At 64.4% G+C, this 14,081-nt stretch carries 12 protein-coding genes; 6 read left to right on the forward strand and 6 right to left on the reverse strand.

Annotated features, from left to right (window positions below):
• The first annotated feature begins 10 nt into the window (after positions 1–10).
• From G455_RS0100670 to G455_RS0100680, 3 genes are read left to right on the forward strand one after another with little or no spacing between them, the layout of a single operon-like run.
• Positions 11–760 (forward strand): biotin--[acetyl-CoA-carboxylase] ligase, encoded by a 750-nt coding sequence (locus tag G455_RS0100670; RefSeq protein WP_028091911.1) that lies wholly within the window; start codon positions 11–13, stop codon positions 758–760.
• A gap of 23 nt (positions 761–783) precedes the next feature.
• Positions 784–1,563: a type III pantothenate kinase gene (locus G455_RS0100675; RefSeq protein WP_028091912.1), complete on the forward strand. Its 780-nt coding sequence runs from the start codon at positions 784–786 to the stop codon at positions 1,561–1,563.
• On the forward strand, positions 1,560–3,227 hold the full coding sequence (locus G455_RS0100680; protein ID WP_028091913.1) for a ribonuclease J: 1,668 nt from the start codon (positions 1,560–1,562) through the stop codon (positions 3,225–3,227). The genes G455_RS0100675 and G455_RS0100680 overlap by 4 nt, the downstream gene beginning before the upstream one ends.
• A gap of 79 nt (positions 3,228–3,306) precedes the next feature.
• On the opposite strand, the gene G455_RS0100685 is transcribed toward G455_RS0100680, so the two are convergent.
• The 5 genes from G455_RS0100685 to G455_RS0100705 all read right to left on the reverse strand — a co-directional run bounded on the left by G455_RS0100685 (position 3,307) and on the right by G455_RS0100705 (position 9,568).
• Positions 3,307–4,767 carry a DEAD/DEAH box helicase gene (locus G455_RS0100685; protein WP_028091914.1) on the reverse strand — a complete coding sequence of 487 codons (1,461 nt, stop codon included), beginning with the start codon at positions 4,765–4,767 and terminating at the stop codon, positions 3,307–3,309.
• Positions 4,768–4,960: 193 nt separating this feature from the next.
• On the reverse strand, positions 4,961–5,884 hold the full coding sequence (locus G455_RS0100690; RefSeq protein WP_028091915.1) for a glycosyltransferase family 2 protein: 924 nt from the start codon (positions 5,882–5,884) through the stop codon (positions 4,961–4,963).
• Complete coding sequence (locus tag G455_RS22975; RefSeq protein WP_051312074.1) at positions 5,881–6,891, reverse strand: glycosyltransferase family 2 protein; 1,011 nt, start codon at positions 6,889–6,891, stop codon at positions 5,881–5,883. Before G455_RS22975 ends, G455_RS0100690 begins: the two co-directional genes overlap by 4 nt.
• Positions 6,892–6,898: 7 nt before the next feature.
• Positions 6,899–8,506 (reverse strand): peptide chain release factor 3, encoded by a 1,608-nt coding sequence (locus G455_RS0100700; protein ID WP_028091916.1) that lies wholly within the window; start codon positions 8,504–8,506, stop codon positions 6,899–6,901.
• Positions 8,507–8,557: 51 nt separating this feature from the next.
• The gene (locus G455_RS0100705; RefSeq protein WP_028091917.1) at positions 8,558–9,568 is read right to left on the reverse strand and encodes a Hint domain-containing protein; all 1,011 of its coding nucleotides are present in this window, start codon (positions 9,566–9,568) and stop codon (positions 8,558–8,560) included.
• A 180-nt stretch (positions 9,569–9,748) separates the two neighbouring features.
• On the opposite strand from G455_RS0100705, the gene G455_RS0100710 reads away from it, so the two are divergent.
• From G455_RS0100710 to G455_RS0100720, 3 genes are all read left to right on the forward strand, one after another.
• Positions 9,749–10,528, forward strand: coding sequence for an SDR family oxidoreductase (locus G455_RS0100710; RefSeq protein WP_028091918.1), 780 nt, complete (start codon positions 9,749–9,751; stop codon positions 10,526–10,528).
• A 226-nt stretch (positions 10,529–10,754) separates the two neighbouring features.
• Positions 10,755–11,843 carry an ABC transporter ATP-binding protein gene (locus G455_RS0100715; RefSeq protein WP_028091919.1) on the forward strand — a complete coding sequence of 363 codons (1,089 nt, stop codon included), beginning with the start codon at positions 10,755–10,757 and terminating at the stop codon, positions 11,841–11,843.
• Between the two features lie 113 nt (positions 11,844–11,956).
• Positions 11,957–12,796 (forward strand): GNAT family N-acetyltransferase, encoded by an 840-nt coding sequence (locus G455_RS0100720; protein WP_051312075.1) that lies wholly within the window; start codon positions 11,957–11,959, stop codon positions 12,794–12,796.
• Positions 12,797–13,111: 315 nt separating this feature from the next.
• Here G455_RS0100720 and G455_RS0100725 read toward each other — a convergent pair whose 3' ends face one another.
• Positions 13,112–13,786 carry a helix-turn-helix transcriptional regulator gene (locus G455_RS0100725; RefSeq protein ID WP_028091921.1) on the reverse strand — a complete coding sequence of 225 codons (675 nt, stop codon included), beginning with the start codon at positions 13,784–13,786 and terminating at the stop codon, positions 13,112–13,114.
• Positions 13,787–14,081: the final 295 nt, after the last annotated feature.

Below are 14,081 nucleotides of genomic sequence, written 5' to 3' on the forward strand. Positions count from 1 at the left end.
GGACGCGCGCATGGCAGTTTGGCCCGAAGCCTATGAACGCCGCATCCTGGAGGAGGTCGACAGCACCCTGAGCGAGGCGGCGCGTATCGCGCCCACGCTGACCGGTCCGGTCTGGCTCATGGCCCGGGTCCAGACATCCGCTCGCGGCCGCCGTGGCCGGGCCTGGACCAGCCCGATGGGCAATCTCTATTCCACGTTGATCTATCGCCCTGAAGGCGCGGTGCCGCAGATCGCCCTGCGCAGCTTCGTCGCGGCCCTGGCCCTGTTCGACGCCTGTGTCGCGGTGACCGGACGGGCCGAATGTTTCGCGCTGAAATGGCCCAATGACGTGCTGCTGAACGGTGGCAAGCTGGCGGGTATCCTGTTGGAAAGCCTCAGCCAGGGGGCGGGCACCATGCATCTGGCCGTCGGTATCGGCGTCAACCTTGCCGATGCGCCGGGGGCAGATGCTGTCGAACCCGGGGCGGTGCGGCCGGTCTCTCTGGCGTCGGAGCTGGGGGTCTTGGTCACGCCTGAGGAGTTTCTCACTGAACTCGCAGTGGCCTATGACCGCTATGAGCGGCAATTCATGAACTTCGGTTTCGCGCCGATCCGCGAGGCCTGGCTGGCCCGTGCTGCCCGGCTGGGAGAGCCGGTGATCGCGCGCACCAATACATCCGAGACCGCCGGAATCTTCGAGACCGTTGATGCCGACGGGCAACTGGTTCTGTCCACCGACGGGGGCCGTGTGCGCATCCCGGCGGCGGATGTCTATTTCTGACACCTGGGGGAGGGGAATGGCCCATGCTTCTGGCCATCGACTGTGGCAATACCAACACCGTCTTTTCGGTCTGGGACGGTGAGAAATTTCTTTGTACCTTCCGCACCTCGACGCATCATGCGCGCACGGCGGATGCCTATTTCACCTGGTTTTCGACGCTGCTCACCCACTATGGGGTCGATCCGGACGTTACCGATGTGGTGATCGCCTCGACGGTGCCGCGGGTAGTGTTCAATCTGCGTATCTTTTCCGAACGCTTCTTCGGGTGCCGGCCGCTGGTGGTGGGCAAGCCGGAGTGCCTGCTGCCGCAGGAGCCGCGCGTCGATCAGGGTACCAGGCCTGGGCCTGACCGTCTGGCCAATGCCGTGGGGGCCTTTGACCGCCATGGCGGCGATGTGGTGGTGGTGGATTTCGGCACCGCCACAAATTTCGACGTAGTCGCCTCGGACGGGGCCTATGTCGGGGGGGTGATCGCGCCGGGCGTGAACCTCAGCCTCGAGGCGCTGCATTCGGGCGCGGCGGCACTGCCGCATGTGGATATCAGCCAACCCGACAAGGTGATCGGAACAAATACGGTTGAATGTATTCAATCCGGCGTCTTCTGGGGTTATATCGGCCTGATCACCGGGATCATCCAGCGGATCAAGGCCGAATACGGGCGCCCGATGAAAGTAATTTCCACCGGTGGACTGGCCCCCCTGTTTCAGCAGGGCGAGGATTTGTTCGATCGGTTCGAGGACGATCTCACGATGCACGGGCTGACCGTGATTCATCGCTACAACAAAGAAAACGGAGTGTTATGAGCAGCAAGAGACTGATCTATTTGCCGCTGGGCGGCGCAGGCGAAATCGGCATGAACGCCTATGTCTACGGATATGGCGAGCCCGGGAAAGAACGACTGATCCTTGTCGACCTGGGCGTCGCCTTTCCGGATATGGACGGCACCCCGGGTGTCGATCTGATCATGCCCGATATCGCCTGGCTGAAGGAGCGGACGGACAGGCTCGACGCGATCTTCATCACCCACGCCCATGAGGATCACATCGGTGCCATCGCCCATCTGTGGCGCGATCTTGGGGCGCCTGTCTATGCGCGCGCCTTCACCGCCAATCTGGCGCGGGGCAAGATGGATGAATACGGCTTGCCCGAAGACGCCATCACCACCGCATCGGCCTGGCCCGAGGTGATCAAGGCGGGGCCCTTTACCGTGGGCTTCCTGCCGATTTCGCATTCGATCCCGGAAAGCGCCGGTCTGGTGATTGACAGCCCGGCAGGACGTGTCGTCCATACCGGCGACTTCAAGCTCGACCCCGCCCCAGTGGTGGGGGAGGCCTTCGATCCCGACCTCTGGGCCGAAGTGGCCAAGCCGGGTCTTCAGGCGCTGGTCTGCGATTCCACCAACGTGTTCTCTCCCAATCCGGGGCGGTCGGAATCCGATCTTGGCACCCCGCTGGAAGAGCTGGTGCTCGAAGCGCGCGGCATGGTGGTCGCTACGACCTTCGCGTCGAACGTGGCTCGGCTGAAGACATTGGCCGAAGCGGCCCATCGCGCCGGGCGCTCCATCGTGTTGCTGGGCCGGGCGATGCGTCGCATGGTCGAGGCGGCGATCGAGACCGGGGTACTGAGAAGCTTTCCCACCGTCGTCAGCCCGGAAGAGGCGCAGGATATTCCGCGTGAAAATCTGATGCTGCTGGTGACCGGCAGCCAGGGTGAGCGCCGCGCCGCCAGCGCCCAGCTTGCGCGAGGCAAATATCGCGGACTGGAGCTGAAGGAAGGCGATACCTTCCTGTTTTCCTCCAAGACCATCCCGGGCAACGAGCGCGGCGTGATCCGGATCATGAACCAGCTCAGCGAAAAGGGCGTGGATGTGGTCGACGATCGTGGCGGGCTCTATCACGTGTCCGGTCATGCCAACCGGCCCGATCTGCAGCGGATGCATGAGATCATGAAGCCAAAGATGCTGATCCCGATGCACGGCGAACACCGGCATCTGCGCGAACATGCGCGGCTGGCCGAGGCCCGCGGCATCGCTTCGGTGATCGCGGTGAACGGCATGATGCTGGATCTGTCGGGCGACCGACCCGAGGTGGCGGGACATGTTGATACCGGGCGGACCTATCTGGATGGCAGCGTGAAGATCGGCGCGCTCGACGGGGTGGTGCGCGACCGGGTCCGCATGGCTCTGAACGGCCATCTGGTGGTGTCGGTGATCCTGGATGAAGACGATGATCCGATCGACGGCGCCTGGGTCGACATGAAGGGGCTGGCAGAGCTGGGCAGCAGCAATGCGGCGCTGTGCGATATCCTCGAGGAGGACCTGGGCCAGTTCCTGGGCCGGGCCAAACGTGCCACGCTGACCGATGACGACAAGCTGGAAGAAGGCCTGCGCCGGGTCGCGCGGCAAAGCGCGCAGAACGAGATCGGCAAGAAGCCCGAGGTCACGGTGGTGATCAGCCGGCTGGGCTGACACCGGTACCGCCGAGACTGGAAACAAGAACGCCCCGGACAGACGTCCGGGGCGTTCTTGTTTGGAGATGTCGCCAGGCTCAGGCGGTGCGGCGTTCCTCGAAGCTCAGCGCGATGAAGCTGGGCATGTGATCGCCCATCCCGACAACCTTGCTGTCGCGGCTGCTGCCGCTGCGCGACGATCCGGACTTCGACGAAGAGGACCGCGATGGCGAGGATTTCGAGGAAGAAGAGGGGGACGAAGACGACGCGGCAGAGGCGGCCTTGGGCGCGGCGGCCTTGGACGACGAAGACCGCGACGAGGAACTCGATCGGGAAGAGCTGGATTTAGAAGCGCTACTGCGCTCCTCGCTCTTCTTCTCGGGCTCTTCGCTCACTTCGGCGCTCTTGAAGCTCAGCGGGCTTTCCTGACGCGGAATCGGCTTTTGCAGCAGCCGTTCGACCGCGTCGAGCAGCTTGTCATCGCGGGCCGAGCACAGGGTGATGGCCTTGCCCTCACGCCCGGCGCGTCCGGTCCGTCCGATCCGGTGCACGTAATCTTCGGCATGGCTGGGCACGTCGAAGTTGAACACATGGCTGACGCTGGGCACATCGAGCCCGCGCGCGGCCACATCCGAGGCGACCAGAAGCCGCAGTGACCCCTCGCGGAAGCCATCCAGGGTCTTGGTGCGCTGGCTCTGGTCCAGATCGCCGTGGATCGGGGCCGCGTCATAGCCGTATTTCTTCAGCGATTTGGCGACGACATCGACGTCCATCTTGCGGTTGCAGAAGACGATCGCATTGGTCAGCTTGTCGCCTTCGGCGTCGATCAACGCCCGCAGCAGCCGGCGTTTTTCGCTGCCTTCGCGATCGCGGCGGCTGGCCTTGAAGGTCACCACGCTCTGTTCGATGGTTTCCGAGGCGGTCGCCTGACGGGCGATCTCGATCCGCTCCGGGTTCGACAGGAAGGTGTTGGTAACCCGTTCGATCTCGGGCGCCATGGTGGCCGAGAAGAACAGGGTCTGCCGGGTAAAGGGAGTGAGCGAGAAGATGCGTTCGATATCGGGGATGAACCCCATGTCGAGCATCCGGTCGGCCTCGTCCACCACCATGATCTGCACGCCGGTCAGCAACAGCTTGCCGCGTTCGAAATGGTCCAGCAGCCGGCCCGGGGTGGCGATCAGCACGTCGACACCCTTATCGATCAGCGCATCTTGCTCCTTGAAGCTGACGCCGCCGATCAGCAGCGCTTTGGTCAACTTCAGGTGCTTGGTGTAGATATCGAAGTTTTCCGCCACCTGGGCGGCCAGCTCGCGCGTGGGGCAGAGCACCAGGGAACGCGGCATCCGCGCCCGGGCGCGGCCACGGGCCAGCAGGGTGATCATCGGCAGCGTGAAGCTTGCCGTCTTGCCGGTGCCGGTCTGGGCGATGCCCAGCACGTCACGTCCCTGCAGGGCCGGGGGGATCGCCCCCGCCTGGATCGGAGTCGGGCTTTCATACCCGGCCTCTTCGATGGCTTTGAGAACTTTGGGGTTTAGATTCAGGTCTGTGAATTTCGTCATATGATACCGCGTTTCGCGGACATCGACTTGGCCCGCGCATCTGATCAGGGGCCGAGCCCGGATGGCTCGCGCGTCTGGCGCAGAAGGCCCGTGCCGCCGCATAGCAAAATCGTGGGCCGGGGTCAAACACAGTTGCGAATATATGAAATTTCTGCCGCGAAATAGTCACGGTGGGAACGACGCCACGGGCAGGTCAGAACTGTTTTTCCACTTTTGCCGCCAGCCCGAGATCGCAGCGGTGCAGTAGCCCCTCGGCCTCCAGCGCGGTGCGCAGGCGGGGGGTGTCGGCGCAAAGCTCGTCATAGAACGCGCGCAGGCCGGCGTCGCCCTCGTTGTCGCGGATGGTGCTCAGAACCTCATGCAGGGTCAGCCCGCCCTTGTCGCGGGGGCGGGCCGGCGCCAGTTCCGCCCGATAGGAGCCATGCTCCAGCCGGTAGTGAAAGGCTGCCAGCCAGTCCTCCCAGCTCTTGGCGTGGCAATGGCATAGCAGCAGCCCCTGCAGCTCTGTCTCGGCTGGATTCATCTGCTCGCCGAGAAAGACATTGTGGATTTTCACGGTCAGATCGGACAGCCCGGTGCGCACGAAGAGCTTGCCGGCCAGATGGCTGAGAAATCCGCCCTTCACGAAGGTGCCGAACCGGGGATACAGCCGGGCGACCGTCGCGTCGCGGGCTGGGCCGGCGGGGATGAAGCCCTTGAAACTGGTGCCGTCGCCGCCTGCCAGCACTTCGACGGGCCTCACCCGGGCACAGAGCGTCGTGGCCGGCAGCTGTGCCAGCCGCTGATCGACGGGGCGATCGGGCCAGAGGAATTCGTCGACATCCATATGGATCAGCCAGTCGACCTCGGCCTTGCGGCGGTGGATGCGGGTGGCGTTGAAGGTCTGGCGCGCCTGATGCTTGGCCGGACGCCGGACCCCCTGCCTGCGCCAATAGGCATCGTCACAGGAGAAGACGCGGATTTTCGGATGGGCCTTCAGGGTGTCGAAGGTATCCGGATCGGGCGCGTCGAGATGGATGTAGAGCCGCTGCGCGCCCAGCTCGAGATGATAGGCGGCAAAGGCCAGAACCTCGTCCCTTGGTGCCTTGATGGTCGAGACGATGCCCCAGCTTGTCATCTGTCAGAATGCTCCCGCGGCAGATCGCCGAACCATCGCGCGACCTTGTCATCAAGGTCAAGCGGCGCTGTCAGCAGCATGTCATGGGCGGTCAGGCGATCCAGCAGACGCGGGGTGGCAAGGTTGATCTGATCGTAGAAACGGCGCAGGCCTGCGTTCCCCTCGGCGTCGATGATTACGTCGAGAACGTCGCGTAACCGCATGCGATCTTTTATCTTTTCGCGATACGATCCCTTGCTCATCCGAAACTTTAGATGGCGTTCGAAATGGGCCCAGTCGGGGGCATGGGCATGGCCCACATGAACATCGGTCAGGCGGGAATAATTGGAAATCGGCAGGCCCTGGTGGATCACCCCATGGATGCCCAGCCGGATCTGCGGCAACCCCGTGCGGGCGATGTTCTTACCGCCGGTATAGCCCAGGAATCCCTCGGGTACATAGGCGCCGAAGTCGGGATAGATATCGGCCAGCTCGCGCTTGGTCAGGCCGCGTTCGCGGCGGGTCAGCTTGAAGTGCGACGGACCGCGCCAGGGATCGTCTTGCGCCAGCAACTCGGCCGGGCGGATGCGGAGATAGGCCGCCTCAGGGTCCGCCTCGGCCAGAAGCTGCGCCAGCGGGCGGGGCGACAGCAGGAATTCATCGACGTCGATATGAGCCAGCCAGTGCATTTCACTGCGGCGATAGGCGCGCGAAGCGTTGAACGCCTGACGAAGCTGATGCGATCGCTGGGCGCGTTCGGGCTTCTTACGCCAATAGGCAGCATCACATTGGGTGATCCGCACCATCGGAAAGGGGGCGAAGAATTCCGCCACCTGGGGATCGGGCTGATCGAGGAAAATGTCGATCAGCGACGCCCCAAGATCGAGGTGATAGGCCGCGAAGCGGGCAATGGCGCCAAGCGGCGCCTTGATGGTCGATACCGTGCCCCAGCGCAGCCGGGTGGGGTCACGTTCGACCAGATCGGGCGGAACCGGCAGGTGGATATTGGATGGCGCCGGTTCCGTCATTCAGCGATCACACCATCATTTCCTTGGTCGCGCTGAGCGTGAGATCGGGATAATCGCGCTCGATCCGGTCGATATCCCACTGCAACCGGGTCAGATAGACGATATCGCCGTCGTGATCATGGGCGATATGCTGCTTGTTGGCGTTGACGAATTTATCGACCGCCAGCTTGGGGCCGCTGACCCAGCGGGCCGAGGTGAACTGACTGGGTTCGAACCGCACCGGCAGGCCGTATTCCATCTCGATCCGGCTTGCCAGCACCTCGAACTGCAGGGCGCCGACGACGCCGACGATGAAGCCCGAGCCGATCGAGGGTTTGAACACCTTGGCGGCGCCTTCCTCGGCGAATTGCATCAGCGCCTTTTCGAGGTGCTTGGCCTTCATGGGGTCGCCCGCGCGCACCGTTTGCAGCAGCTCCGGCGCGAAGGAGGGGATGCCGGTGACCCGGATCGCCTCGCCTTCGGTCAGCGTGTCGCCGATACGAAGCTGGCCATGGTTCGGGATGCCGATGATATCGCCGGCCCAGGCCTCTTCCGCCAGCTCGCGGTCAGAGGCGAGGAACAGCACCGGGTTCGACACCGCCATCGGTTTCTTCGACCGCACATGCAGCAGCTTCATGCCGCGCTTGAAGTGTCCCGAGGCCAAGCGCACGAAGGCCACCCGGTCGCGGTGTTTCGGGTCCATGTTCGCCTGAACCTTGAAGACAAAGCCGGAAACCTTTGTTTCGTCGGGGAAAATCTGTCTCGGCTCAGCGCTTTGCGGCTGCGGTTCGGGGCCATAGGCGCCGATGCCTTCCATCAGTTCCTTCACCCCGAAGGAGTTGATGGCAGAGCCGAACCAGATCGGTGTCATATGGCCTTCGAGCACGGCCTGCGGGTCGAGCTTGGGCAGCAGCTCGCGCGCCATCTCCAGCTCTTCCATCAACTGGTCGAGCAGATGGGCGGGCACATGTTCGGCCAGCTTCGGATCATCCAGCCCCTCGATCTTGATCGATTCCGCCACCTTGTTGCGGTCGGCCCGGTCCATCAGCTCGAGCCGGTCGCGCAGGATGTCATAGCAGCCGACGAAATCGCGACCCTGACCGATCGGCCAGGAGGCAGGCGTCACGTCGATCGCCAGCATCTCCTGAATCTCGTCGATGATCTCGAAGGTGTCGCGGCTTTCACGGTCCATCTTGTTGCAGAAGGTCAGGATCGGCAGGTCGCGCAACCGGCAGACCTCGAACAGCTTTTGGGTCTGGCTTTCCACCCCCTTGGCGCCGTCGATCACCATCACTGCCGCATCCACCGCCGTCAGCGTGCGATAAGTGTCTTCGGAAAAATCCGAGTGGCCGGGAGTGTCGACCAGGTTGAACCGGAACTTGCCATAGTCGAAGGACATCGCCGAGGCCGAGACCGAGATGCCCCGATCCTTTTCCATCTGCATGAAGTCCGACCGGGTGCGCCGCGCCTCGCCCTTGGCGCGCACCTGTCCGGCCATCTGGATGGCGCCCCCGTACAGGAGGAATTTCTCCGTCAGCGTGGTCTTGCCCGCGTCCGGGTGTGAGATGATCGCAAAGGTGCGGCGCCGGGCGATTTCCGGCGGCAGGGCGGGGCGGTTCGAGGCGGTGTCCAACATGGTCGCGCGTATAGGCGTGCTTCGGGGTGGAGGCAAGAAAATCAGCGTTGCCTATTGTGTCGAGGCGCGGCGTAGCAGGTCGATGACATCGGGACGGTCGAGCAGTGATTTCTGCACGTCGAGCCCCTGTGCTTCGCTGCGGGCATGATCGGAAAGGTGGGGGTCGATGCGCGCCAGCAGGTCGGGCGGCAGGGCGGCGCGGGTGCGGGGATCGACCAGCAGGCTTTCGGCGGCGATGCCCTCGGCATAGATGATCTCGTGATGATCGAAGAGAAGCTGGAAATAATCGACGAATCCGCCGTCCTGGACATAGATGGTGGTGCCGTTCACCAGATGTCGAGCCTTGATCAGCAGATCCGGCCGGCCGGTGCCAAGCGCATCGCTGCGTTGATAGACGAACAGGCGGTGGTCGGGGCTGACCACCAGATCGCCGGTGTTGTTGAGCGTGCCGGCCCGGATGACGATGGGGGCGAAGGAGCCGGTGGCCCGCAGGGTGCTTTGCCCGATCCAACGAACTTGCTGGCCGCCGTGATCGCGTGTCAGTACCCGGTCACCGACCTTCAGATCCTCGATTCTGACCTGCGCGCCCGAGGCCAGGGTGATCCGGGTGCCGCGGGTGAAGGACACGCTGGCGACCTGGGCGAATTTTACCGCGGCGGCGGCCCGGTTCATGCCGACCAGCGTATAGTCGATCTCGACGGTCATCGGCCCCAGCGGCAGCAGGTAGACGGCGGCGATCATTTCCTCTGCATCGGTTTCCACCAGGCCGAGGGCCTCGATCATCCGGCCGTCAGGGGTCATGAACTGCAGCGCGCTGTCTAGATGCAGCATTGCGCCGGGCTGGCCGGCTTCAGCGCCTTCGGCGATGCGGAATGTGCCGTCGTCGCGCGGCGCGATCACCAGCCGCTTGCGGCTGGCCCCGGGGCTGAGCTGATAGATATCATCAAGCATCATCTCTTCCATGTCGGACAGCGGATCGCCCAGATTGGCGCCCTGCACGACGCGGAAGGTCTGGGCCGGAAAGACGGCGATGGCTTGGGTCGGGCTGTCGATGGCGGTCACGGGCGGAAAACTCTCTCAGGGCTGGCAGAACAGAGGTGGCCGGGGGGTGGAAATCAAGCCGTAGCATCAGATTGTGGCTAATCCGGGTCAAATCGCGGGTGAAAGGCTGGCATCGAGGCGCGGGCGGGCTAGTATCCGCTCCGATTGGGGCCGCCGGACGGCCGGGAAGGGAGAACGAAAATGGACTTGGGAATTTCAGGTAAACGCGCATTGGTCTGCGCCAGCAGCAAGGGGCTGGGCCTTGGCTGTGCCGAGGCGCTGGCGGCCGAGGGTGTCGATCTGGTGATGAACGCCCGCGGCGCCGAGGCGCTTGAGGCCAGCGCCCAGGCGATCCGCGATGCCTATGGGGTCAAAGTGGTGACGGTGGCCTGCGATGTGACCACGCCGGACGGCCAGGCGATGGTGCTGAAAGCGGCCGAGGGGGCCGATATCCTGGTCAACAACGCTGGTGGCCCGCCCCCGGGCATGTGGACCGATTGGGAGCGAGAGGATTTCATCAAGGCGCTGGATTCCAACATGCTGACGCCGATCGCCTTCATCAAGGGGCTGGTGCCGGGCATGATGGAGCGCGGCTGGGGCCGGGTGGTGAATATCACCAGCCAGGCAGTGCGTGCGCCGATCCCTGTGCTGGGGCTGTCGAATGCGGCCCGCACCGGGTTGACCGGCTATGTCGCCGGCACCTCGCGTCAGGTGGCTTCCAAGGGGGTGACGATCAACAACCTGCTGCCGGGGCTGCATGCCACAGACCGAGCGGAGTCGCTCGATACCGCCGCGGCCAAGCAGCAGGGGATCACCATCGAGGAAGCCCGCGCGCAGCGGTGTTCGGCGATCCCGGTGGGCCGTTATGGCACGCGGCAGGAATTCGGGGCCGCCTGCGCCTTCCTCTGCTCGCAGCATGCGGGTTTCATCGTCGGGCAGAACGTGCTGCTGGACGGTGGCGCGATCAATCTGACCATGTGATGTCGGGGCCGGGGCGCGCTACCCGCCAGCCCCGGCCCGTTCGCCTCGGGGGGGAGGATGAAATACGATGAAATACGATGCGGTCCCGAGCGCCATGTCTCTGCGGGAGAGGGCGCCGCTGCTCCCTTGCGGGGCACCTGTTGCTGACGGCTTGTCCCCGAAGGCGAGGGTTGCTATCTGCTGACCACCCGACAGTTTCCCTCGGGTTTGGGAACGAGGCCCGAGAGTGAGCGCAGAGACCACCACCCCACGGCTTGAGATCAAGAACCTGGTGCGTCATTTCGACGGGCGCAGGGTGGTTGATGACGTTTCCTTGCAGATCCGCGCGGGGCAGGTGACCTGCCTGCTCGGCCCTTCGGGTTGTGGCAAGTCCACCACGCTGAGGATGATCGCCGGGGTGGAGATGCAGGACACCGGTGAAATCTGGGTCGATGGCAAGCTGGTTTGCGACACCGTCTTCCGGGTGCCGCCGGAGCGGCGAGAAATCGGGCTGATGTTCCAGGATTTCGCCCTGTTCCCGCATCTGAGCGTCGCCGACAATGTGGCTTTCGGCCTGCACGGGGGCAGCAAGGCCGAGAAACGCGCGCGGGTCGAGGAATTACTGACCCGGGTGCATCTGATCAACCATATCGACGATTATCCGCACCAGCTTTCGGGCGGTGAACAGCAGCGGGTGGCGCTGGCGCGCGCCTTGGCGCCGCGGCCCAAGATCATGCTGATGGATGAACCCTTCTCCGGCCTCGATAACCGGCTGCGCGACGGTATCCGCGACGAGACGCTGGCGCTGTTGAAGGAAGAGGATACCGCGGTTCTGCTGGTCACGCATGAACCCGAGGAGGCCATGCGCATGGCCGACGAGATCGCGCTGATGCGCTCCGGGCGGATCGTGCAGCAGGGCGCGCCCTATAACGTCTATACCCGGCCCGTTGATCGCGCGGCGGTGGCCTTCTTCAGCGATATCAATGTCTTGAAAGCACAAGTGAATGGGGCACTTGCCGATACTCCCTTCGGTCAGTTCCTGGCGCCTGGCTTTCCGGATGGTACCGATGTGGATATCGTCTTTCGGCCGCAACATGTCCGCATTGATTTCGACCGCAACGGCCATGGCCCGCTGCCGACGCCGGCGGAAGGGGTGGCCGCCCGCGCCGTGGTGGAACGGGCAAGGTTCCTGGGCCATGAAAGCCTGGTCGAATTCCGCATGGATTACGACGGCGGTATTCTCAAGGCCACGGTGCCGAACGTGTTTCTGCCACAGCCCGGTCGGGCGATGTGGCTGACGGTGCGGCGCGATCGCTGTTTCGTCTTCCCGGCCTGAACCGTCCTGCCAACTGCCCCCCGATCCGACCTGCGGCGAATTTTCTGCTACGATTCTCTCTGCGTGGCGCTACTCTGGTTGTCAGATGACCTGTGGATCAGGAGGAGCGAGGCATGGATCACATCGGCACGATGACCGAGACGGAGCGCATGCGTGTCGCCGATTGGGCGGCGGCTGAGGGGTGGAACCCGGGGGGGAGCGACATGGCCTGTTTCTCGCTGGTCGATCCCGAAGGCTTTATCGCCGGGCGAAGGGCGGGCGAGATGATCGCTTCGATCGCAGTGGTCAACTATAATCCGGATTTCGCCTTTCTGGGGTTCTATATGGTGCACCCGGAGTGGCGCGGTATGGGCCATGGGCTCAGGCTCTGGCAGGCGGCGCTGGAGCATGCGGGTGACCGGGTCATCGGGCTTGATGGCGTGGTGGCGCAGCAGGGAAATTATCAGCGTGCCGGGTTCGAACTGGCCTATCGCAATATCCGCTTTGGCGGCCGCGCCGGGACGGTGGCGCCCACCGAGGGGGTCAAACTGCGCCCGGTGAGCGCGCCGTTCGAGGCGCTTGAACGGATGGATGCACGCGTGTTCCCGGCCCGGCGCAGCGGCTTCTGGGAAGGCTGGTTGGCGGCGCCCGGGCATCGCTCTGTCGCCGCCTGGGATGGCGAGACGCTGGTGGGCTTCGGCACTGTGCGGGCCTGTCGCGACGGGTATAAGATCGGGCCCCTGGTGGCGCGAGACCTGCGTGCGGCCCGGGCGGTTCTGGGCGATCTGATCGCGGGGCTGCCTGAGGGGGAGGAGGTGTTCCTGGATGTGCCTGAACCCAATGTCGAGGCGGTGCTGATGGCCCGCCAACTGGGTCTGCGCCCGGTTTTCGAAACCGCACGGATGTACCGCGGGCCGGCGCCCAAGGTCGATCTGACACAGGTTTACGGCGTCACTACCTTCGAGTTGGGGTGAGGCGCGCCCGGAAAACGGTCCAATGGACCGTTTTCAGCGCCGAACGGGCGTAGCCCCGGGGCGTGGCGCGCCCGGAAAACGGTCCAATGGACCGTTTGGCGGGGAAACTCTCCCTCGGAGAGTTTCCTGATCCGTCTCACTCAGCGCCGAACGGGCGTGACCCCGGGGGCGAGCCTCTCCAACAACGGCAGGCCTTTCCCCCGGTCCCCCTCGGTCCTTTCTCGACAAAAGTCTGGGCCCGCGTCGCTGTCATGAAAAGCCGCTGGCGCGGCTTGCCTCCGGCGGGGATATTTTAAGCCAGAAAAAGAGCCAGGTTCAGTGTATCCGGGCGGTGTAGTCGGCATAGGTCTTGCCGGGTTCGTCGACGAAGAGTTCGGGCAGAGGCGTGACCTCTTCGATCAGGTCGACGCGGAAGATGCGGAAATCGTCGCGCAGCTCGCACCAGGCGGTGAGCGTCCAGACCCGGCCCCAGTATTCCATGTGCAACGGCCGGATGGTGCGATCGCTCAGGGTGCCGTCGATACGACGATAGGTCAGGCGCAGCTTTTGCCGTCCCTTGATGGCGTTGCGCAGTGCCGGCATGTGGGAAAAGCCGCGTGCGGCATCGGCAAAGGGGGAGACCGCGACTTTCCAGGCCTCGGCCTCGGCCAGGGTCTGGGTCGGCAGAACGGCGTCGATCTTGTCGGCCAGTGACAGCGCCGCGGTTTTCAGGTCCGGATCGGCGGCCTCGGCCACGATCGCCATGCCGAGGTTCAGCGCCTCGAGTTCCGCCGGGGTCAGGGTCAGGGGCGGCAGGGTGATTGCCTCCACTGCCGTATAGCCCGCGCCGCGTTCACCCTGCACCGGCACGCCGGAGGCGATCAGCGTGTCCATGTCGCGATAGATGGTGCGGACCGAGACCCCGAGTCGGTCAGCAAGGTCCTGGGCGCGGTGCAGCTTGCCGTCGCGCAGGATCTGGATGATGTCGAACAGGCGGTCGGTACGGCGCATGGATCACCCTTGGCGCAATGGCGGCCCTGGCGTCAAGCGGACATGGCCCATTCCATCGGTTCAGGACGCGGGCCCTGGCTGCCGGGCGGGAAGGAGGCGATCGGCGCCGGGGTGAAATCTGGCCGCGGGCACTGCTGCGCTGGCGCCTGGGCGGTCGCCATGGCTGAGCGAGCTGGTACGCGTGGAAATCCGGTGCGGTGCGCAGGACGGTCTCAGCGGCCTGGCTGGGGCGCCTGATGGTGTCGCTGGTGACGCCGGGGCGAGGGGGAAGGCCTTGAGTTCAGCGATCTGGGCA

The sequence above is a fragment of the Pseudodonghicola xiamenensis DSM 18339 genome (assembly GCF_000429365.1).
GTDB lineage: Bacteria > Pseudomonadota > Alphaproteobacteria > Rhodobacterales > Rhodobacteraceae > Pseudodonghicola > Pseudodonghicola xiamenensis.

Bases quoted from the DNA above. Each gene is read 5' to 3' on its own strand.
- G455_RS0100675 (WP_028091912.1), top strand. From the start codon at position 784: ATGCTTCTGGCCATCGACTGTGGCAATACCAACACCGTCTTTTCGGTC.
- G455_RS0100720 (WP_051312075.1), top strand. From the start codon at position 11,957: ATGGATCACATCGGCACGATGACCGAGACGGAGCGCATGCGTGTCGCC.
- G455_RS0100690 (WP_028091915.1), bottom strand. From the start codon at position 5,884: ATGACAAGCTGGGGCATCGTCTCGACCATCAAGGCACCAAGGGACGAG.
- G455_RS0100710 (WP_028091918.1), top strand. From the start codon at position 9,749: ATGGACTTGGGAATTTCAGGTAAACGCGCATTGGTCTGCGCCAGCAGC.
- G455_RS0100670 (WP_028091911.1), top strand. From the start codon at position 11: ATGGCAGTTTGGCCCGAAGCCTATGAACGCCGCATCCTGGAGGAGGTC.
- G455_RS0100725 (WP_028091921.1), bottom strand. From the start codon at position 13,786: ATGCGCCGTACCGACCGCCTGTTCGACATCATCCAGATCCTGCGCGAC.
- G455_RS22975 (WP_051312074.1), bottom strand. From the start codon at position 6,891: ATGACGGAACCGGCGCCATCCAATATCCACCTGCCGGTTCCGCCCGAT.
- G455_RS0100700 (WP_028091916.1), bottom strand. From the start codon at position 8,506: ATGTTGGACACCGCCTCGAACCGCCCCGCCCTGCCGCCGGAAATCGCC.
- G455_RS0100680 (WP_028091913.1), top strand. From the start codon at position 1,560: ATGAGCAGCAAGAGACTGATCTATTTGCCGCTGGGCGGCGCAGGCGAA.
- G455_RS0100685 (WP_028091914.1), bottom strand. From the start codon at position 4,767: ATGACGAAATTCACAGACCTGAATCTAAACCCCAAAGTTCTCAAAGCC.